General features: G+C 64.2%; 20 protein-coding genes. 11 read left to right on the top strand and 9 right to left on the bottom strand.

The genetic code is table 11. The annotated features are described in order from the left end of the window. Positions 1–47: 47 nt before the first annotated feature. From NKJ64_RS14780 to pmtA, 5 genes are all read left to right on the top strand, one after another. On the top strand, positions 48–251 hold the full coding sequence (locus NKJ64_RS14780; RefSeq protein WP_023673202.1) for an arylamine N-acetyltransferase: 204 nt from the start codon (positions 48–50) through the stop codon (positions 249–251). A 22-nt stretch (positions 252–273) separates the two neighbouring features. Beyond that, a complete protein-coding gene (locus tag NKJ64_RS14775; RefSeq protein ID WP_023673201.1) occupies positions 274–1,272 on the top strand; it encodes an LLM class flavin-dependent oxidoreductase in 999 nt (332 codons plus the stop codon). Between the two features lie 371 nt (positions 1,273–1,643). Beyond that, complete coding sequence (dnaK, locus tag NKJ64_RS14770) at positions 1,644–3,560, top strand: molecular chaperone DnaK (RefSeq protein WP_023673200.1); 1,917 nt, start codon at positions 1,644–1,646, stop codon at positions 3,558–3,560. A 219-nt stretch (positions 3,561–3,779) separates the two neighbouring features. After that, complete coding sequence (gene dnaJ / locus NKJ64_RS14765) at positions 3,780–4,910, top strand: molecular chaperone DnaJ (protein ID WP_023681322.1); 1,131 nt, start codon at positions 3,780–3,782, stop codon at positions 4,908–4,910. 117 nt (positions 4,911–5,027) lie between these two features. Next, positions 5,028–5,633 carry a phospholipid N-methyltransferase PmtA gene (pmtA, locus tag NKJ64_RS14760; protein ID WP_352462835.1) on the top strand — a complete coding sequence of 202 codons (606 nt, stop codon included), beginning with the start codon at positions 5,028–5,030 and terminating at the stop codon, positions 5,631–5,633. A gap of 95 nt (positions 5,634–5,728) precedes the next feature. On the opposite strand, the gene NKJ64_RS14755 is transcribed toward pmtA, so the two are convergent. Continuing rightward, positions 5,729–6,637 carry a LysR family transcriptional regulator gene (locus NKJ64_RS14755; RefSeq protein ID WP_023681320.1) on the bottom strand — a complete coding sequence of 303 codons (909 nt, stop codon included), beginning with the start codon at positions 6,635–6,637 and terminating at the stop codon, positions 5,729–5,731. 122 nt (positions 6,638–6,759) lie between these two features. Between NKJ64_RS14755 and NKJ64_RS14750 the strand changes: the two genes are divergently transcribed. The 4 genes from NKJ64_RS14750 to NKJ64_RS14735 all read left to right on the top strand — a co-directional run bounded on the left by NKJ64_RS14750 (position 6,760) and on the right by NKJ64_RS14735 (position 9,099). Next, positions 6,760–7,371, top strand: a complete 612-nt coding sequence (locus NKJ64_RS14750) for a LysE family translocator (RefSeq protein WP_023687486.1) — start codon at positions 6,760–6,762, stop codon at positions 7,369–7,371. Positions 7,372–7,491: 120 nt separating this feature from the next. Beyond that, positions 7,492–8,088 (top strand): NADPH-dependent FMN reductase, encoded by a 597-nt coding sequence (locus NKJ64_RS14745; protein WP_023701964.1) that lies wholly within the window; start codon positions 7,492–7,494, stop codon positions 8,086–8,088. Next, entirely contained in the window at positions 8,085–8,798 is a 714-nt protein-coding gene (gene pyrF / locus NKJ64_RS14740; RefSeq protein WP_023701963.1) for an orotidine-5'-phosphate decarboxylase, read from the top strand. The genes NKJ64_RS14745 and pyrF overlap by 4 nt, the downstream gene beginning before the upstream one ends. Positions 8,799–8,811: 13 nt before the next feature. Continuing rightward, entirely contained in the window at positions 8,812–9,099 is a 288-nt protein-coding gene (locus NKJ64_RS14735) for a DUF1330 domain-containing protein (protein WP_023701962.1), read from the top strand. Positions 9,100–9,117: 18 nt separating this feature from the next. On the opposite strand, the gene NKJ64_RS14730 is transcribed toward NKJ64_RS14735, so the two are convergent. The 8 genes from NKJ64_RS14730 to NKJ64_RS14695 all read right to left on the bottom strand — a co-directional run bounded on the left by NKJ64_RS14730 (position 9,118) and on the right by NKJ64_RS14695 (position 18,291). After that, the gene (locus NKJ64_RS14730; RefSeq protein ID WP_352462834.1) at positions 9,118–10,371 is read right to left on the bottom strand and encodes a low temperature requirement protein A; all 1,254 of its coding nucleotides are present in this window, start codon (positions 10,369–10,371) and stop codon (positions 9,118–9,120) included. Between the two features lie 90 nt (positions 10,372–10,461). Then, a complete protein-coding gene (locus tag NKJ64_RS14725; protein WP_352462833.1) occupies positions 10,462–11,523 on the bottom strand; it encodes a D-alanine--D-alanine ligase family protein in 1,062 nt (353 codons plus the stop codon). A 103-nt stretch (positions 11,524–11,626) separates the two neighbouring features. Further along, the gene (locus tag NKJ64_RS14720; protein ID WP_352462832.1) at positions 11,627–12,502 is read right to left on the bottom strand and encodes an SMP-30/gluconolactonase/LRE family protein; all 876 of its coding nucleotides are present in this window, start codon (positions 12,500–12,502) and stop codon (positions 11,627–11,629) included. Next, positions 12,502–13,143, bottom strand: coding sequence for a 2-dehydro-3-deoxy-6-phosphogalactonate aldolase (locus NKJ64_RS14715; protein WP_352462831.1), 642 nt, complete (start codon positions 13,141–13,143; stop codon positions 12,502–12,504). The genes NKJ64_RS14720 and NKJ64_RS14715 overlap by 1 nt, the downstream gene beginning before the upstream one ends. Further along, positions 13,140–14,099, bottom strand: a complete 960-nt coding sequence (locus tag NKJ64_RS14710; RefSeq protein WP_352462851.1) for a 2-dehydro-3-deoxygalactonokinase — start codon at positions 14,097–14,099, stop codon at positions 13,140–13,142. The genes NKJ64_RS14715 and NKJ64_RS14710 overlap by 4 nt, the downstream gene beginning before the upstream one ends. A 5-nt stretch (positions 14,100–14,104) precedes the next feature. Next, positions 14,105–14,872: an SDR family NAD(P)-dependent oxidoreductase gene (locus tag NKJ64_RS14705; protein WP_023673186.1), complete on the bottom strand. Its 768-nt coding sequence runs from the start codon at positions 14,870–14,872 to the stop codon at positions 14,105–14,107. 169 nt (positions 14,873–15,041) lie between these two features. After that, positions 15,042–16,391 carry a putative bifunctional diguanylate cyclase/phosphodiesterase gene (locus NKJ64_RS14700; RefSeq protein WP_023673185.1) on the bottom strand — a complete coding sequence of 450 codons (1,350 nt, stop codon included), beginning with the start codon at positions 16,389–16,391 and terminating at the stop codon, positions 15,042–15,044. A 100-nt stretch (positions 16,392–16,491) separates the two neighbouring features. Then, on the bottom strand, positions 16,492–18,291 hold the full coding sequence (locus NKJ64_RS14695) for a GtrA family protein (RefSeq protein WP_352462830.1): 1,800 nt from the start codon (positions 18,289–18,291) through the stop codon (positions 16,492–16,494). A 124-nt stretch (positions 18,292–18,415) separates the two neighbouring features. Between NKJ64_RS14695 and NKJ64_RS14690 the strand changes: the two genes are divergently transcribed. Together NKJ64_RS14690 and NKJ64_RS14685 are read left to right on the top strand one after the other, a co-directional pair. Beyond that, entirely contained in the window at positions 18,416–19,420 is a 1,005-nt protein-coding gene (locus NKJ64_RS14690; protein WP_352462829.1) for a glycosyltransferase, read from the top strand. 3 nt (positions 19,421–19,423) lie between these two features. Beyond that, positions 19,424–19,798 carry a GtrA family protein gene (locus NKJ64_RS14685; RefSeq protein WP_023701953.1) on the top strand — a complete coding sequence of 125 codons (375 nt, stop codon included), beginning with the start codon at positions 19,424–19,426 and terminating at the stop codon, positions 19,796–19,798. Positions 19,799–19,879 lie beyond the last annotated feature (81 nt).

Here is a 19,879-nt window from a genome sequence, read left to right as displayed (position 1 = left end):
TCTTCAGGCGGAGTGCCTATATCGAGCCGGTCAAGCCGGACCCTGCGATGAAAGATGCCTCCTTCGACCTCGATTCCTATTTCGACCGCATCGGCTATCGCGGCCCGATCGATGCTCCGCTCGGCACGCTGAGCGCGCCGCATCGCCAGCGTCCGCAGGCGATCCCGTTCGAGAATATGGACCCGTTGCTTGGCACCAGCTCGACATCGTCATTCCCGACCGCGCCTTCGAAACCAGGGTCAGGCAGTTGAACATCGTAAAGGCTTGAGGCCCATGACCGCACTTTCCGTTCTCGACCTGTCGCCGATCGTCGAAGGCAGCGACGCCTCGCAATCGCTGGCAAATTCGCTCGACCTGGCCCGCCATGCCGAGCGGCTCGGCTACAGGCGCTACTGGCTGGCCGAGCACCACAACATGCCGGGCATCGCCAGCGCGGCGACCGCCGTCGTCATCGCCCATGTCGCCGGCGGCACCAAGACCATCCGCGTCGGCGCCGGTGGCATCATGCTGCCCAACCATGCGCCGCTGGTGATTGCCGAGCAGTTCGGCACGCTGGCGGCACTGCACCCCGGCCGCATCGACCTCGGCCTCGGCCGCGCGCCCGGCACCGATATGGGAACAGCGCGCGCGCTGCGCCGCAATCTCGAGGCGTCAGACAATTTCCCCCAGGATGTCGTCGAGCTGATGGGCTATTTCCAGCCGGCCGCGGAAGGCCAGCGTATCCACGCCGTGCCCGGCGAAGGCCAGAAGGTGCCGGTCTGGATCCTCGGTTCCAGCCTCTATGGCGCGCAGCTCGCCGCCATGCTCGGCCTGCCCTATGCCTTCGCCTCGCATTTCGCGCCGGCCGAACTGGACCATGCGCTGGAGATCTACCGTTCGCGCTTCCAGCCTTCGGAACAGCTGGACAAGCCCTATGTCATGCTCGGCCTCAACGTTTTCGCCGCACCGACCGATGGAGAGGCAAAACTGCTGTTCACCTCGCTCCAGCAGGCCTTCGTCAATCTGCGCACCGGGCGGGCCGGCCGCCTGCCGCCGCCGGTCGAGGGCTATGACCAGACGCTCGAGCCGATGGCAAAAACCATGATTTCGCAGGCGCTGTCCTGCGCCGTCGTCGGCTCTCCCGAAACCGTCCGGCAAGGCATAGACGCGTTCGTGCGCCGCACCGGCGCAGACGAGCTGATGGTGACCGCGCAGATCTTCGACCATGCGGCACGCGTGCGCTCGTTCGAAATCCTGGCCGAGGCGCATAAATCGCTGTCGCAGGCCGCGTGACGCTTTTGCCTGTGTCTGCTGTGGGCAGGCGCCTTCCTCAGCCAGGAGCCGCCTCTCTCACGCATAGGTGACGTTTTCTTGTGGTTTCGAAGCCCTGACTGGGCGCTTCGCCGGGGGATCGCGCAGATCCTGGGGTTTTGAGCGCGGTTGGAGCACATCCGGGCCGCTGGGCGGCTGTTCAAAGGCGCCAAGCGCGGCGCGGTGGATGCCATGCGCAGAATGCTTGCGCCCGATGCCGCCTGTTCTTATATACGCGCCAAGCCGCCCAGTGCCGGAATGCCGGTTGCCGGAGCGGAATTTCTTGTGAACAGGGGCTTTCGTCGGAACGCCTTACGGGTCCTGAGAGCCTGCTTAGCGGAGAGACTAGAAAAATGGCAAAAGTAATCGGTATCGATCTCGGCACCACCAACTCCTGCATCGCCATCATGGATGGCAAGGAGCCCAAGGTCATTGAAAATGCGGAAGGCGCGCGCACGACGCCTTCCATCGTCGCCATCTCGGGCGACGGCGAACGTCTCGTCGGCCAGCCGGCCAAGCGCCAGGCGGTCACCAATCCTGAAAACACCATCTTCGCGGTCAAGCGCCTGATCGGCCGCCGCTATGACGACCCGGTGACGGAGAAGGACAAGAAGCTTGTCCCCTACAAGATCGTCAAGGGCGACAATGGCGATGCCTGGGTCGAGGCCGGCGGCAAGAAGCAGTCGCCCAGCCAGATCTCGGCCATGATCCTGCAGAAGATGAAGGAAACGGCGGAGGCCTATCTCGGCGAGAAGGTCGAGAAGGCGGTCATCACCGTTCCGGCCTATTTCAATGACGCCCAGCGCCAGGCCACCAAGGACGCCGGCAAGATCGCCGGCCTTGAGGTGCTGCGCATCATCAACGAGCCGACGGCTGCAGCACTTGCCTACGGCCTCGACAAGAAGGATGGCAAGACCATTGCCGTCTATGACCTTGGCGGCGGCACGTTCGACATTTCGGTGCTCGAAATCGGCGACGGCGTGTTCGAAGTGAAGTCGACCAATGGCGACACCTTCCTCGGCGGCGAGGATTTCGACATGCGTCTCGTCGAATACCTGGCGGCCGAGTTCAAGAAGGAACAGGGCATCGACCTGAAGAACGACAAGCTTGCGCTGCAGCGCCTCAAGGAGGCGGCTGAAAAGGCCAAGATCGAGCTGTCGTCGACGACGCAGACGGAAATCAACCTGCCCTTCATCACCGCCGACGCGACCGGCCCCAAGCACCTGACGCTGAAGCTGACCCGTGCCAAGTTCGAGCAGCTGGTCGACGATCTCGTCCAGCGCACCATCGAGCCCTGCAAGGCGGCGCTCAAGGATGCCGGGCTGAAGGCTGGCGAGATCGACGAAGTGGTCCTGGTCGGCGGCATGACCCGCATGCCCAAGATCCAGGAGATCGTGAAGCAGTTCTTCGGCAAGGAGCCGCACAAAGGCGTCAACCCGGATGAAGTCGTCGCACTCGGCGCCGCCATCCAGGCCGGCGTGCTGCAGGGCGACGTGAAGGACGTGCTGCTGCTCGACGTGACGCCGCTGTCGCTCGGCATCGAGACGCTGGGTGGCGTGTTCACCCGCCTGATCGAACGCAACACGACCATCCCGACCAAGAAGAGCCAGGTGTTCTCGACCGCTGAAGACAGTCAGTCGGCCGTGACCATCCGCGTCTTCCAGGGCGAGCGTGAAATGGCTGCCGACAACAAGGCGCTCGGCCAGTTCGACCTGGTCGGCATTCCGCCGGCGCCGCGCGGCGTGCCGCAGATCGAGGTCACTTTCGACATCGACGCCAACGGCATCGTCAACGTTTCGGCCAAGGACAAGGGCACCGGCAAGGAGCACCAGATCCGCATCCAGGCCTCTGGTGGCCTTTCGGACGCCGACATCGAGAAGATGGTCAAGGACGCCGAAGCCAATGCCGAGACCGACAAGCAGCGGCGTGCTTTGGTCGAGGCCCGCAACCAGGCCGAGGCGCTGGTGCACTCCTCCGAGAAGTCGCTGAAGGAATATGGCGACAAGGTTTCGGAAACCGAGCGCACGGCGATATCGGAGGCTATCACGGCGCTGAAGGCTGCTGCCGAAGGCGACGATGCCGCCGACATCGAGGCCAAGTCGCAGACGCTTGCCGAAGCATCCATGAAGCTCGGCCAGGCCATGTACGAAGCTTCGCAGAAGGAAGCGGCGGAAGCCGACGCCAAGGCGGACGCGGCCAAGGATAGCGACGTGGTCGACGCCGATTTCGAGGAAATCGACGAAAACGACGAGAAGAAGAAGTCGGCCTGACCGGTTGACGGCAAATAAAGCGGAAAGCCCGGCGCAAAGCCGGGCTTTTTTGCAACCCTCGCTGAAAAAGTGCGGGCCTTGCCGAAAAAGTCACTGAAAAACACAGGCACAAGCGCGCCGGCCCTAGCATCCGGGCAGCACCGCTCCTAAATCGAGACAACGTGCCGGCAAACGACGCAACATGCATCAAGACGTTGAGCATCCGGACTGCGGGAAAAGATGAAAGCTGATTTCTACGAGACGCTGGGCGTGCAAAAGGGCGCCGACGAGAAGGAGCTCAAGAGCGCTTTCCGCAAGCTGGCCATGCAGTTCCATCCCGACCGCAATCCCGGCGATCACTCATGCGAGCATAAGTTCAAGGAAATCAACGAAGCCTACGAAACGCTGAAGGACCCGCAGAAGCGCGCGGCCTATGACCGTTTCGGTCACGCCGCCTTCGAGCAGGGCGGCATGAATGGCGGCGCGCAAGGTTTTGGCGCCGGCGGCTTCGCCGACATTTTCGAAGATATTTTCGGCGACATGATGGGCGGGCGCCAGCGCCGCTCGTCGGGCGGCCGCGAACGCGGCGCCGATTTGCGCTACAATATGGAAATCACGCTGGAAGAAGCGTTTGCCGGCAAGACCGCGCAAATCCGCGTGCCGGCCTCGATCTCATGCACGGAATGCTCCGGGACCGGCGCCAAGCCCGGCACCCAGCCGGTGACCTGCTCGATGTGCCATGGCCACGGCAAGGTACGAGCGACGCAAGGCTTCTTCTCGATCGAGCGTACCTGCCCGCAATGCCAAGGCCGCGGCCAGACGATCAAGGACCCGTGCCCGAAATGCGCCGGCCAGGGCCGCGTCACCGAGGAACGCTCGCTGTCGGTCAATATCCCGGCCGGCATCGAGGACGGCACCCGCATCCGGCTTGCCAATGAGGGCGAGGCGGGCCTGCGCGGCGGCCCATCGGGCGACCTCTATATTTTCCTGGCGGTGAAGCCGCATGAATTCTTCCAGCGCGACGGCGCCGATCTCTACTGCAAGGTGCCGATATCGATGACGACGGCCGCCCTTGGCGGCTCGTTCGAGGTGACGACGCTGGACGGCAGTCAGACCAAGGTGAAAGTGACCGAAGGCACGCAGAACGGCCGCCAGTTCCGCCTCAAGGGCAAGGGCATGCCGGTGCTGCGCCAGCCCAATGTCGGCGACCTCTATATCCAGACCGCGGTCGAAACGCCGCAAAACCTGTCGCGCCGCCAGCGCGAGTTGCTGGAAGAGTTCGAGCAGCTGTCGTCGAAGGACAATTCGCCCCAGTCGAGCGGCTTTTTCGCCCGCATGAAGGACTTTTTCGAATCCTTCGGCGAGCACTGAACCCAAGCCAAGGCCGCCACGCTTCCCGAACGTCATCAACATCTTATGCCAGATCGCGCCTTGCCTTGGACCTGTTAGCTGCTAAGTAGCGTTCGGGGAGTGTTGAGGAGAACTTGCATGGCACGTGGTCCGGGATTGCGGAAGGCGCTGGCGGAAAAGTTCGACGACGAACTCAAATTCTTCAAAGGCTGGATCGACAAGCCGAAGTCGGTCGGTTCGATCGTGCCGACAAGCTCCGTCACCGCCCGCAAGATGGCTTCCATCGTCAATCCGAAGTCCGGCCTGCCGGTGCTTGAAGTCGGCCCCGGCACAGGCGTCATCACGCGTGCAATCCTCGCCCAGGGCGTTAAGCCCGAAAACCTCTACGCGGTCGAATATTCCACCGATTTCGTGCGCCATCTGCGCCAGCTCTATCCCGGCGTCAACGTCATCGAGGGCGATGCCTTCAGTCTCAACGCCACGCTTGGCGAGAAGAGCGGGATGGTTTTCGATTCCGTCGTCTCCGGCGTGCCGCTGCTCAATTTTCCGGTCGCACAGCGGATCGCCTATATTGAAAGCCTGCTGGACCGCATCCCGGTTGGACGGCCGATCGTGCAGCTGACCTATGGGCCGTTGTCGCCGATCCCGCCCGGCCGCGGCAATTACACGGTCAAGCATTTCGACTTCATCTTCCGCAACATCCCGCCGACGCAGCTGTGGATCTACCGGCGCGAAGCGCATTAGCTGGTATTGGGGGCGGGAGAAGTCTCTGGCGCCTTGTAGAGGATCGCCGTCTCCCGAAGGAAGCTCGATTGAGGGTCGATCCACATCCTTGACTGTTATCCGCCTCGCAAACTCGTGGCGACCTCTCTGATCGCCGCGCACATGGCCCGCACGGCCGTTGCTTCGGCGCTGCTGGAGAACAGAAGCAGCAGAGGCCGACGCGCACGCGGCTCAAGAGGACGCCTCGCGACGGTTCGCTGCCAATCGGCCGGAAACGCCAGGCCTGGCGCAATCGACAAACCGCGCCCGGCCCCCACCAGAGCAAGCAGCGCCGCCATATCGCTCGCCGACAGGATGACAACTGGCGCAACGCCAAAATCCTGGAACAATTCGGCAAGCATTGGTCCGCAGCCGCCGCTCGACATGATGAATGGCTGGCCGTCGAGAGCGCGGATCGGAAATGACCCGCCTTGGACTGAGTTCTTTTGCGATGACGCCACAAAGAGTTCGTCGTCGACAAGTTCCTCGGCTTGGCAATTGCCGGCGATGTAGGACAGTCCAATATCGGCGGCACCGCGATCGACCCACTCCGCCACCTCGGTATCCGTGCCCAAGAGCAGTTCGACAGCAAGCTCCGGGTGCCGGACGGAAGTAATGTTCAACGCATATGGAGCAATCTTTACCGAGGCGCTGCTGACCAGCGCGAGCCGTACTCTGCCTTTGATGGAGTGTTCCCGTAGGCCGACAAGACGGCCTAAAGCATGCAAAGCGGCGCGCGCCGCGTCCAAAGCCGCCTCGCCGGTTGCGGTGAAAGCGACACCGCGCCGATCACGTATGACGAGGGGCGCGCCAACGATCTCCTCCAGCGCCTTCATTGCATGGCTTATGGCCGATTGAGAAAGACAGAGCCGCTCGGCGGTTTTGGTGAAGCTGCGCGTCTCGCTGAGCGATGTCAGGACGCGCACCATCGTGATGTTGATATTAGCTTTGTTCATGGCTGCCGAAATATCTTTCATTTCGCTCATATTAAAGAGCGCTGTAGGTTTTGTGAAGGTGAGGGAAACGACCCTCGAAATCGGCGAGCGGCTTTCCTGGCCTCTCCGGCATGCAGGCGTGCGGTACGACGAGACTGAAACTGGAGTATCGCATGAGCTACCTTCCGCAATTCCTGACCCTTGCTTCGGTCTTCCTGCTCGGCGCCATGAGCCCAGGACCCGATTTTGTAGCCGTGACTTCCCATGCGCTGATCAGCCGTCGCGCGGGGTTCCATGTGGCGCTTGGCATTGCCGCAGCGATCATGGTGTGGGCGGCTCTCGCGATGTGTGGCCTGGGCCTCGTACTGACGCAGATTGCATGGGCTCACCTTGCCGTCCGGATCGCCGGTGCCGTGTATCTCGGTTACCTGGGCAGCAAGATCCTTTTGTCGGCTTGGCAGGCGCGGCCACCGCTGGCCGTCGGTGGCGCAGAGACTACGGCTCCTTGGCGAAGCGGATTCGTTGTCGGAATTACAAATCCGAAGACGGCCGCGTTCTTCGCGAGCCTGTTCATATCGGTATTGCCGATGCAGGCTCCGATCTGGGTCCAGGCAGTGTCGCTGGCCATAATCGGGCTGGTCGCGATGGCGTGGTTTGGGCTTGTCGCGCTAATGTTCTCCACAAGAAGGGTTCGGTCGGTATATGGCAGCGTCCGCAGGCCGATAGATGCCTTGCTCGGAGTTGCACTCATCGCGCTGAGTGCAAGAATTGCGGTCACCCACTAGAAATAGCCCAGCTGCTCGGCACACCTTCGCGCGCTTGCCCCCCGATCGTTTCCGTTTTTTGGGCCAGTGCGTTGATTTGCGCAGCCTCTGGCTGTACCTGTCCGGGAACAAGAGTGGCCAATGGCTGTGATCGCGAAAATCCTCGTCTTCGCCGGCTCGGTGCGCAGCGGCGCCTTCAGCGGCAGGACCGCCGATGTGGCGCAGAAGGAGCTGGCCATGCAAGGCGCCGAGGTGACGCGCATTTCGCTGGCCGACTATCCGCTGCCGATCATCGACGAGGACCTCGAAAAGGAAAAAGGCGTTCCCGACAACGCCGTGAAGCTCGGCCGGCTGATCGCCGCCCATGACGGGCTGCTGATCGCGACGCCGGAATATAATGGCTCGATCCCGCCACTGCTCAAGAACACGATCGACTGGGTAAGCCGGGTGCGCCTCGATGGCGGCTGGCCGGTGAGGCCATTTGTCGGCAAGGTCGCCGGCCTGTGCTCGTCTTCGAACGGACATTTCGCCGGGATCCGCTGCATCAACCATCTGCGCGCCGTGCTGGTGCGCTGCCAGCTGGAGATGGTGACGCCGGAATGCTCGGTATCCGATGGCGGCAGTGCCTTCGACGGCGACGGCAATTTCAGGGATGATAGACTGACCAAATCGATGGAGCACCTATGCCGCACGCTGATCGAAACCTCGCGCATGCTATCGACCCGGACCGGGGCATGATTTCCACAGCCATGCAGGCCCATACCATGAGAGACAGGCTGATCGTCGGCCTCGACGTGCCGACGGTGAAAGAGGCCGAACAGGCGGTGCGCGAACTCGACGGCGTCGTCTCCTTCTACAAGATCGGCTATCAGCTGGCCTTCGCCGGCGGGCTCGACTTCGCCAGGGAGTTGGCCAGCGGCGGCACCAGAATCTTCCTCGACATGAAGCTGCTCGACATCGACCACACGGTGGCCAAGGGTGTCGAGAACATCGTGCGCATGGGCATGACCATGCTGACCATCCACGCCTATCCCAAGGCGATGCGGGCCGCGGTGGAGGCCGCCAGGGGCAGCGACCTCTGCCTGCTGGCGGTCAGCGTGCTGACCTCGATGGACGAGCAGGACGTGATCGACGCCGGCTATGAATATGACCCGCACACGCTGGTGCTGAGGCGCGCCGAACAGGCGCTGCATGCAGGCATGGGCGGCGTCGTCTGCTCGGCCGAGGAGGCGGAAGCGGTGCGCCGCATCGTCGGACCCGACCTGGCGGTGGTGACGCCGGGGATACGGCCCAAGGGCAGCGACCATGGTGACCAGAAACGCGTGGTGACGCCCGGCCAGGCGATCCGCAACGGCTCCAGCCATCTTGTTGTGGGCCGGCCAATCGTGGCGGCAAGCGACAGGCGCGCGGCGGCGGAAGCCATACTGGAAGAGATGCGCGCCGCGTAACGAGGAGAAGAAAATGCGCAAGGGATACTGGATAGCCCGCGTCGATGTGCGCGACGCTGAAGGCTACAAGGACTATGTCGCTGCCGCCAAGCTCGCTTTCGACCGTTTCGACGTGAAGTTCCTTGCCCGTGGCGGTGAGCATGAAAAGGCCGAGGGGCCTGGCCGCGCCCGCAATGTCATTATCGAGTTCGAATCGCTCAGCGCGGCGCATGACTGCTACCACTCGCCGGAATACCAACGCGCCGTCGCCATCCGTCAGAAAGTGGCCGATGGCGAGATCGTGCTGGTAGAGGGTATCTGACGCGCGAAGCTGCTCTGCTCAGTGCGGCGCTTCCTCCTGCGCCAGCACCTCCAGTTGATGGCGGTGCCCCGACAGCTCATAGCCGACAACGGTGACGGCCGGCGCTAGCGTCAGTAAGATGAGGCAGACCGCCATGTCGACGCCGGCAAGGGCGGCGATGGTGGCAAGTGCGACGACCGCAGCCGTTCCCGCCAGCAGCCAGACGTGGAGGGGATCGAAGCGCTGGACGAGATAATAATACAGCGCATAGATCGCCCCCAGGAACACGCCTAGCGGAATGGCGACTGACAGCAGGGTCGCTACCGGGCCGTTATGGGTCTTGTGCTCGATGAAATAGGCCGCGACATGCAGCCCGGCGCCGGTGGCGACGATGGCAGCGACGATCACCATCTGGCCATAGCCCCAGACGAAGGAACGGCTGCGGTGCTGGTGCAGCACCGTCCCCGAGGGCAGCATGTAATAGACCCACCACATGCCGAAGGTGAGACCCATTCCGGCAATGCCGATCAAGGCGGCATCGAGGTTCCAGCCCTGCTCCTCGACCGCGGCCGACAGCGTCGCCAGCGTGCCGACCACCCCTTCGCCCAGCGCGATGATGGCGAACAGGCTGTAGCGCTCGGCGACGTGGTGCGCGTGCCAGGGCGTGCCGCCATCCCGGCGTTCGGCGATGACCGGTCCGGCAAGCTCGATGAGAAGCAGGACCGCGCCGAAAGCCAGGCTGGTCTCCAGCGAGAAATCGACCAGGATCTGCACCACCCAGCCGATCTGGGCGATCGCGATGGCGATGGCATAGGTGAGACAGGCACGCCGCCGCCCAGGGTCCTGCCGCGCCGCGCGCAGCCATTGGAAGATCATGGCGACGCGCATGATGACGTAGCCCAGCACCATCACCGAATTGTTGAGGTGTTCGCCATGCTCGATCGAGGCGAACATGCGCGGCAGGCCGATGGCCAGCACCAGCACGCCGATCATCTGCACCATGGTGACGAGGCGGAAGATCCAATCGTCGGTGTCATAGGCGGAGGAAAACCAGGAGAAATTGATCCACGCCCAGCAGATGGCGAAGCTGGCAAAGCCGAAGCCGATCAGCGCCGCCGCGTAGTTGCCATCGGCAAGGGCGTGCGCCAGTTGCGCGGCGGCAAGGCTGAAGGCGGTGACGAAGGTCAGATCGAACAGCAGCTCGAGCGGCGTGGCGACGCGATGCGCCTCGTGCGGATCGCGCCCGGCCATGCGCCTGATGTGATGGTGGAGGGAGCTTGCTGGTGTGCTCATCGCGCGGCCTTGCCTGAGGACTGTCCCGCGACACTAAAGGTGGAGCAAAAGCCGTCAAGGCGCGGTAGGTCGCGCTGGTCCCTCGACCGTTCAGATCGCCTGTCGGTTCAGTCGGTTCGCCGCCGTCTCGGCAACCGCATCGGCCAGCGTCATGCCCCATTGTATCAGGCAATAGGCGCGGAAATCGAAGCAGGGCAGGCCGGGACAGACCTCGAACTCGATGAGGTGGACATGGTCGTTAGCCTCGACCCTGAAATCGAGGGAAAACACGTCTCGCAGGCCGAGCCCGCTGACCAGCCGCTCGGCGATGCGGCGGATGGTTGCCGCGGCTGCCGGCTGGGTGTCGGCAACCGCCTCCAGCACCGGCTCGCTGTATAGTCCAGCCGCCTTGGCGGCCTCGCCGGTGTCGCCGTAAAGCGCCATCGAGTCCGCCATGGTCTGGAAATCGCCGCCGGAGTCGACGAATGCAACGCCGAGCGCTTCCGCCCCGGCATCCGTTTGCAGCCCAAGGAAGCTGGCGCGGACATTGCGACCGCCGACATAGGGCTGGACGACGACATCGTCGCGATAAGCGGCATAGACCCGCCGGCTAAGCTCCAGCGCATGGGCCAGGTCGTTGCAGCGTGAATCCGGCCAGATGCCTACCTTGGAGCCGAGCCGGTTCGGCTTGACGAACCAGCCGGCTTCCGAAGCTGGCGGGTCGGCCAGCCAGCGGCCGTCGCGGGCCAGGCCTGCCTGCGGCGCCGGCAGGCCGAGCGCGCAAAGCACGGCGCCGGAACGGAACTTGTCCTGGCAAAGCGCGAACAGCGCATCGTCGGCTCCGATGGTTCTAAGCCCATTCAGCCTGGCAAGTGCGGGCGCTGCAGCACCGCGGAAATAGGCAATGCCGTCGGTCAGCGTCCAGACCAGCGTGGTTGCGGGATCGGCCTTCGCCAGCGCGCTTGCCGCATCGTCGAGTGCAACCGGCATAAAGGCGAGGCCGCGCTTTTCACAAGCGGTCGCCAGTTGATCGAACTCAGGAGCGAGATCGGTCGACTGCGCCAGATAAGACGAGATTTCCAAGGCGCGCTCGGCGGGAAAGCCGTCGGCGACCAGCCTGTCGAAACAGGCCTTTTCCGGCTCGTGGACGAGGATCAAGGTCGGGCGCGGCATGGGTCAAAGCTTCTCGGTGATGCAGCCACACCATCGCACGGCCAATGCGATCGGCTTGCGCGAAATCGACCCGCGCCCGCCGCCTGCACGACAACCGGTACGCTCAGGCGATGACCACGCGCGGCTCGAAGCGGCCGTTGACGGGGATGTCGAGCAGGAAGGTCATGCCGGCCTGTGGGTCGAGCTTGCGCTGCTTGTCGTCCTTGCCTTTCCAGGCCGAGGTCACCGCCAGCCGATCGGCCTTGGCCCCGACAAAGGCCGGGCACGAGGACTGCCCCGCCGGCACGGCAATTTCGCGCAACAATGTGCCATCTGGCGAATAGGCCTTGACCGCCTTGCCGCCCCAGACGGCGTTCCACAGCACGCCGTCGCGATCAACGACCGAGCCGTCGACAAAGCCCTTGGACGAGCGATGGTCGACGAACACTTTGGACTCGCCGATCGGCAGACCCGTTGCCGGATCGCAGGCGACGCGCATCAACAGGCCGGTCGAGGTATCGGTGTAGTAGGCGATCGTTCCATCCTTCGAGAAACAGATCGAGTTCGACACGGTGATGCCGGTGTAAAGCGTGCGCAATTCTCCCTTGAAGAACCAGTAGATGGCGCCCGCGCCCTTCTCCTCACCCTTGCCCATCGTGCCGACCCAGAAGGCGCCACAAGGGTGGACGCGCGAATCGTTGGAGCGGGTCAGCGCATTGTCGGCCTCGATGGGCGTATGCAGCGTCAGCTTGCCGGTCGAGACGTCGCGGACATGCAGGCCGGTCTCGGTGGCGATGAGCTGGCGATTGTCGTCGATAATGGCGATGGCGCTGGCCATCTGGCCGAGCTCATGGACCTTCCGCGCGCTGGACGTGACACCCTGCTCCAGCAAAAGCCCGTTGACGATGTCGAACCAGAACAGCGTGTCGGTGGCGGGATCGTAGCTCGGCCCCTCGCCGAGTTCACAGACATGGTCCGAAAAAACCGAAACCTTGTCCATCATGCCGCTCCGCCGAAGGCCGCGTCCCAGGCCGTCACCGCCGCCCGGGCGCGCGTGGCCACTTCATCGACGCTCATGCCGGGTTTGAACAGGCTGGAGCCAAGACCAAAAGCAGTCACCCCAGCGGCTTTGTAGCCGGCAAAGTCTTTGTCGGAAACGCCGCCGACGGCGCCGACCACGGTATCGGCCGGCAGCACGGCCCGCATCGCCGAAATGCCGCTAGGCCCGAGCACGCTTGCCGGGAAGAACTTGAGCGCCGAAGCCCCAAGCCTAATCGCCTGAAAAGCTTCGGTGGGGGCGAACACGCCTGGCATCGTCACCATGCCATGGTGCATGGCGCGGGCCATGACTTCGGCATCGATGTTGGGGCTGACCAGCAGCCTCCCGCCGGCCTTGGCCAGGGCGTCGACATCGGCTGAAGTCAGCACCGTGCCGGCGCCGACCAGCGTTGTCTTGGGCAATGCGGTGACAATGCTGGCGATCGATGAAAACGGCTCCGGCGAATTGAGCGGCACCTCGATGGCTTCGATGCCGGCGTCAAACAGCGCCTGGCCGATGGCAACCGCCTCGCTGGGTTTGAGGCCGCGCAGAATGGCGACGAGGCCGCGCTTCAGCTTCGGGAAAGGTGCTGTCTGGGTCACGCGGTCACTCCATTTCTGGCAATCATGCCATTTTCCCGCGCGGCCTCGATCAGGCCGGCACGCACCGCCTCGTCGGCGTCGACCGTCCTGACGGCAAGCCCTGCAAGGTCGAGCGCCTGGCGGTAGAGGGCTGCTAGCGACCCCGAGGCGACCAGCACGATTGCAGTGGTGCTTTCGCCATAGCGGCGGCCCGCCGAGGCGATCTCGCCGCCGATCAGCAGGCCGGACAGGCAAGCGGCGGCATCGTCGGCCTTGAGGTTCTGCAGCAGGCCGGCGGCGCGGATCGAGAACAGCCGCGAGGTGACATCGCCGCCCTCCGCCAAAGCCTTGCGGCACCATTCCTGGAAGAACGGATCGTCCGGAATGACCGGCTTCGGGCTCTCGCCCAGCGAATGGCGCAGGATCGAGTGAGTGGCCAGCACCGAAAACAGCTCGCCGGTCGGCCAGGTGCAGAAGCCGTCGACCGCGCCGTCTTCGACCAGAACCCATTTCGAATGGGTGCCGGGCATGCAGACGAGATGGCGACCTTTTGCCGGCAAACCGGCGCCGGCAAGCTGGGTTTCCTCGCCGCGCATTACGTCCGGCGCATCTTCCAGGCGCTGCGCCAGGCCAGGCACGATGCGGATGTCGCGGCTCTGGCCGGGAATGCGGGCGGCCCCCGCGAGGATGGCACTGAGCGGCGCCGGCAGGGTGACGTAAGGCGCTTCCAGCCAACCCTGGCGCGAGCCGGCCATGCCACAGATGATGACCGGCAGTGTGTCAGGTGCGCCGAGCGCCGCCAGATGGCCCTCGAGGATGGTCGAAAAGCCTTTTTGCTGCGCGGTGATCAACCCATCATCGCCGCGACGCTCGGCAAGCACCCCGCCCGCCTCGTCGACCAGCCAGACCCGCATGCGGGTCGTGCCCCAGTCGACGGCGGCGACTGCCGGCGTGCCTTTTGCCGGATTTTGATTCACCGGGCTCACAGGAAACCCCCGTCCACGATCAACATCTGCGCCGTCAGCATACGCGAGGCGTCGGAGGCCAGGAACAGCACCGTGCCGACGATGTCGTCGGGCTGCATGACCTGCTTGATGCATTGCTTGGCGACATGGGCGGCGAGCCCCTGCTCGGTGACCCAGAGTTCCCGCTGGCGCTCGGTGATCACCCAGCCCGGCGCAATCGCATTGACGCGGATGCCGTCGACCCCAAGCTTGCCCGCGAGACCCTTGGTGAGGCCGAGTATGCCGGCCTTGGCGGCGGTGTAGGCCGGCATATCGGGGTGGTTGATGAGATAGGAGGTCGAGGTGAAGTTGATGATCGAACCGCCGCCGGCCCGCTTCATGCCCGGCGCCACCGCCTGTGCGGTGAAGAAATGCGGGCGCAGATTGACGGCGAGATTGTTGTCCCAGAACTCGACGGTAACGTCAGCGACGTCGTGGCGTTCGTCCCAGGCGGCATTGTTGACCAGCACGGTGACGTCGCCATGTGCCTCAGCCGCTTTGGCGGCCGAAGCGCGCAACGCCTCGACGTCGCGCAAATCGGTCTTGAGGTAGAGCGGTCGCCGGCCAAGTTCTTTTTCGACGCGGTCGGCAAGCAGCGTGCTTGGGCCATCGGCGATGTCGATGAAGGCGACATGGGCGCCCTGGCGAACGAAGCCCTCGGTCAGTGCCGCACCAATTCCGGAACCGCCGCCGGTGATCAGCACCGAGGCTCCCCTGAGGTCGGCAAAATCCGCCGATGGCATCATATCTTCATCTCCCGGTCCGGTCGGCGCGCATCCTATCCAGCCAAGTCCGGGGAGCAAGGGCGAAAACGGCGATTTGATTGGCTTATGTCAGACAAAAGGCCGCAAGATGGCGGCCACAGTCGATCTTGGCTCGCGCCGCTGACTTGCTCGACGCAGGCCAGACCGCCGGTCAGACTGCCTTGGCGTAGAGGGCGCCGCGATAGGAATCGCGGAGGTAGCCGAGCGTGGCGTCGGCATCGACCGGTTTGCCGAAGAGATAGCCCTGGCCGCCGGCGCAGCCGAACTGAACGAGGCGGTCGGCCTGCGCCTCCTCCTCGATGCCTTCGGCGACGACATCCATGCCGAGCCCTTCGCACATGGCCAGAATGGCGCGGATGATGTGTTCCGACGGTCGGTCGTCGAGGATCGAGGAGACGAAGGCGCGGTCGATCTTGAGCTTGTCGAAATGGAATTCGCGCAAGCGGCCGAGCGAGGACTGGCCGGTGCCGAAATCGTCGAGCGAGACTCGGATGCCGACGCGACGCAGGTCCTCGACGATCTTCTCGGCCGAGGCCGGATCGTTCATCAGGCCGGTTTCGGTGATCTCGATCTCCAGCCGTCGCGGATCGAAGCCGGTGCGGTCGAGGATCGACAATATGTGCAGGCCAGTGTTCTGGTCGACGAGCTGCGAGGGCGACAGGTTGAAGGACAGGAACAGGTCCTTCGGCCAGCTGCGCGCCGCTTCGGCCGCCTTGCGCAGCACCAGCTGCGACAGCGGGCCGATGATGCCGCGCTCTTCGGCGATGGGGATGAACACGGTCGGCGGGACGACGCCGAGGTCGCGATCGGTCCAGCGCGCCAGCGTCTCGAAGCCGATGGTGCGGCGGGTGGTCAGATCGACGATGGGCTGGAAATGCGGCTCGACCTCACCGGCCGAGACGGCGCGGCGCAGCGCCTGTTCGATGCGGGTGACGCGCTTGGCCGCCTCTTCCATTTCGCGGGTGTAGACGACGACGCGGCCACGGCCCGAACGCTTGGCGTGGTAGAGCGCCGTTTCGGCCTTGTTGACGAGGATTTCCGTGGTTTCGTCGCCGGAATAAAAGAGCGAGCAGCCGACCGAGGCCGAAAGCCTGGCGGTGCGTTCGCCGACATCGTAGGGCGCCGACAGGATTTCGATCATCATGCGCGACTTCTCGGCCGCCGCCTCCTCCGAGAACACCATCGGGTAGAGGAAGGCGAATTCGTCGGCGCCGATGCGGCAGACAGTAGAGTGGCTGTCCATCGAGGCGCGCAGCCGCATCGCCACCTGGATCAATATGTCGTCGCCGGCCTTGTGGCCGAACAGATCGTTGATCGGCTTGAAGCCGTCGAGGTCGAGAATGCCGACCGTGAACGGCGCGGGATCGTCTGCACGGTCGCTGATCAGGCGATCGACCTTGTCGAAGAAGCGGCGATGGTTGCCAAGCCCGGTCAGCGCATCGGTGAACGCCAGATCCGAGTTTTCCCTGCTTGCCTGCCCGGTGCCAAACGTCGTTTGCATCGGTATCCCTGTTTGTGACGCCCGAAATTTAGGCTGAGACTGGCAGCAAAGCGTTTAGGAAGCGTATCGCGAAATCGATTTTTCGCTGGCGAATGATGCTTTAGCGGACGCGGTAGAGTTCGACCGGGGTTCCGCGCGTTTCGGCCACCGGTTCGAGCCAATCGGGGACGCTTCCCTGCATCAGCCTGGCCAGGAAGCCTTGCGGCGCCTTGGCGGCAAGCATCTTGCTTTCGGCGCTGCCGCGGCAGAGCGCCATCAGGCCGACGTGGTGAGCCGCCGCGATCGTCCTCGCCTGGTCCGCCGATCCGAGGAAGGCATCGAGCGCAAGCAGGTCGCCGGCGATGTTGCGATGATAGGGGCCGGCAAAGACGCGGTGCCCGGAATAGGCCAGGATGGGCGAGCCGAGATTGGAAATGGCAAGCACCGTGGTGTCCGGCAGCCGGGCCAACGCCGCGAAGGAGGCCTTGCGCTCGCAGGACGGATCGCTGTCGGTGTCCTGTGCCTCGACCGAGACCTTGTTGGCCTCGAACACGCTCGACGTCGCGGCGGCAGCGCCGGCCCAGACGGCATTCACCGACACCACCCAGACCGCCGCCATGCGCAGCGATACGCTGCGCGCAGGGCTGATCCTCGCCCGTTCGCGCCAGCTTGCGATCCAGGCCGACAGCGGGATGACGGCAAAGGCGATCGAGAATGTCGAGCCGCGGACCTGCCAGGCGCTGACGATGAAGGCGCCGACCAGCAAGGCGCCGACGAGGCTGTCCTGGCGGCGCCATGGTCCGCGCAGGCGAAGCGCCATCAGCGCGATCGCCACCAGCGGCGTGACATAGCGCGCCGCCAGCGAGGCCGGCTCGCTGGCGGCAATACTGAACAGCGACTGCGCCTCGTCGATGTGATCGAGCCACAATTCCTTGAGGCGCGGATCGAGAGTTGCGTAGGGAGCCGCAAGGCATTGCGGAAACAGCGCCGCGACAACGGCGCCCAGCACAAGCGCGAGCAGGCCGAGCGAAATCAGGCGGCGTCCGGCCGTGCCGTTGGACACCTTGAGCGACGTCACGGCGGCAAGGCCCAGTCCGGCGATTGCCGCGACGACGAATTGTACGGCCGAGAAGGCATCGCACTGCGGCTGGCCCCAGGCCGATGGCGGGATGGTGGTGACGAAGACCAGGGCTGAAACGCCGGCAAAGCCGAGACCGAAATCCCTGGCGATCCGGCGTTCGCCGCCGGGATCGACGACGAACAGCAAAGCGATGCAGGCGCCGATGGTGGCGACATAGGGCGCGGTTTCCATGCCGACGGCCAGCGTCAGGGCCGCACACAGCCCGGAAATCAGCGCCGCCCAGCGACGCGCCGGCGCCTCGAGCAGCAGGCTGAGGCTGGCCATGGTCAGCGTCAGCTGGACATTGTGATGATCGAGCGCACCCGGCAAGAAAATGCCGATGAAATGCAGCGCCGCCGCGCCGATGACGATAGCGGGCAGCACGGCGCCGACGCCGGCGAAGCTGCGTGCCGCACGGGCTGTAAAAAACACCGCCAGGCAAAACAGCAGCGACGGCCACAGCACCTGTGCGATCGCTTCGGCCATGGCCATGCTGCCGGTCAGGGCCGAGGCGGCGAGAATGATGACGGCGAGCGGTGCGTCGACCAGCCGCGACCAGTGCATGACGAAACCGCCTTCCGGCCCCATCCTGTACTGATGCAGGTCGAACCAGCCCTGGCCGGCCAGCATGTCGCGAACCTCGACCAGCCGCAGCAGGCTGTCATTGTCGCCGCCGGCATTGCTCAATTCGCGAAAGCCCGTGGCGGCATTGACCGCCAGCACCACCAGCATGGCAAGCAACGCCAGCGTCATATCGGACTTCCAGGAGGAAGCACCCGCCTTGGCTGCGTTCATCATCATGACCTTCGTCGGAAAGACTGCGGCCTTAAACCTAGCCTTAACAGCTTCAATAAATAGTAAAGTCGCCTGAGCGAGGCCGCATATGAGCGCGGCCGGAGGCTCCGCCGGGTGTCGGGAGACGGAAATGCCGCACGAAGTCCGCCATGAGCCGGCCATTGCCGTGCTCCTGCCTTGCTACAATGAGGAACTGACCATCGCCGAGGTGGTGCGGCGCTTTCGCGAGACGCTGCCATCGGCCGAGATCTATGTCTATGACAACAATTCCAGGGATTTGACCGCGCTCAAGGCGCGCGCAGCGGGCGCCATCGTCGTCCGCGAGCCGCGCCAGGGCAAGGGCAATGTCGTGCGGCGCATGTTCGCCGACATCGATGCCGATATCTATCTGATGGCCGACGGCGACGGCACCTATGCGCCGGAAGATGCCTCGCTGCTGATCAACATCCTGCAGACCGAGCGCTGCGACATGGTGGTGGGCACCAGGCGCGGCGTCACCGACGATGCCGGCCGTTCCGGCCATGCCTTTGGCAACCGCATTTTCAACAGCCTCTACAAGCGGCTGTTCGGCACCGACTTCACCGACATCTTCTCCGGCTACCGCGTCTTCTCGAGGCGTTTCGTCAAGAGCTTTCCCGCGGTTTCCGGCGGCTTCGAGATCGAGACCGAAATGTCGGTGCATGCCTCGCAGCTCAAACTGCCGGTGAGCGAGATCGCGCTCGATTATGGCCGCCGGCCTGAGGGATCGTCGTCGAAGCTGTCGACCTATCGCGACGGCGCCAGGATCCTGTGGATGTTCGCCATGCTGATGAAGGAGACGCAGCCGCTGCGCTTCTTCGGCGCCTTCGCGATTTTCTTCCTGGCGTCGAGCCTTGCCCTGATGACGCCGGTGCTGATCGAATTCGCCCAGACCGGCCTCGTGCCGCGCATGCCGACCTGGGTGCTGTCGGTCGGCCTGCTGCTGCTCTCGATGCTTGCGATGGTGACCGGATTGATCCTCGATTCGGTGTCGCGCGGGCGCGCCGAGCAGAAGCGCATTTTTTATCTCTCGGTGCCGTCGAGCCGGGTCGAAGGGCGCGAACGCACTGGTGAAATCCCGAAGGCCGAACCGGGCAAGACGCCCCGGGCCGCCTGAGCCGTGAGCCGGCTCGCCCGCTTCGTCCTGGCAGGCGGCGTTGGTTTCGTCGCCGATGCCGCGGCGCTCTGGCTGCTCTTGGCGCTGACGCCGCTCGGTCCCTTCGTCGCCCGTGTCCTGTCGATCGGCTTTGCGCTGTGCGTCACCTGGCAGATCAACCGGCACCTGACCTTTTCGCCGTCGAGCCGCGGCGTGGCGCAGGAGGGCGCGCGCTATGGCGGCGTCGGCATCGCCACCAGCATCGTCAACTATCTCATCTACTGCGCCATCCTGTTTGCGCTGCCGGCGCTGCCGCCGCTGGCCGCACTTGCCGTCGCCTCGCCGGTCGCCATGGCGCTGTCGTTCCTCGGTTACTCCCGGCTGGTCTTCGACCGTTAAAGGTCTGGGCCAAGCAAGCGCGATTGGCAGAAGCCGCCAAGTTCCGTATATCGGCGACTTGCCTTGCCGCAATTCCGGACG

It is taken from the genome of Mesorhizobium sp. M0062 (genome assembly GCF_040323125.1).
Taxonomy (GTDB): Bacteria; Pseudomonadota; Alphaproteobacteria; order Rhizobiales; family Rhizobiaceae; genus Mesorhizobium.
The sequence above is the reverse complement of the archived record's forward strand: the minus strand, read 5'-3'. Positions and strand labels throughout refer to the sequence as shown.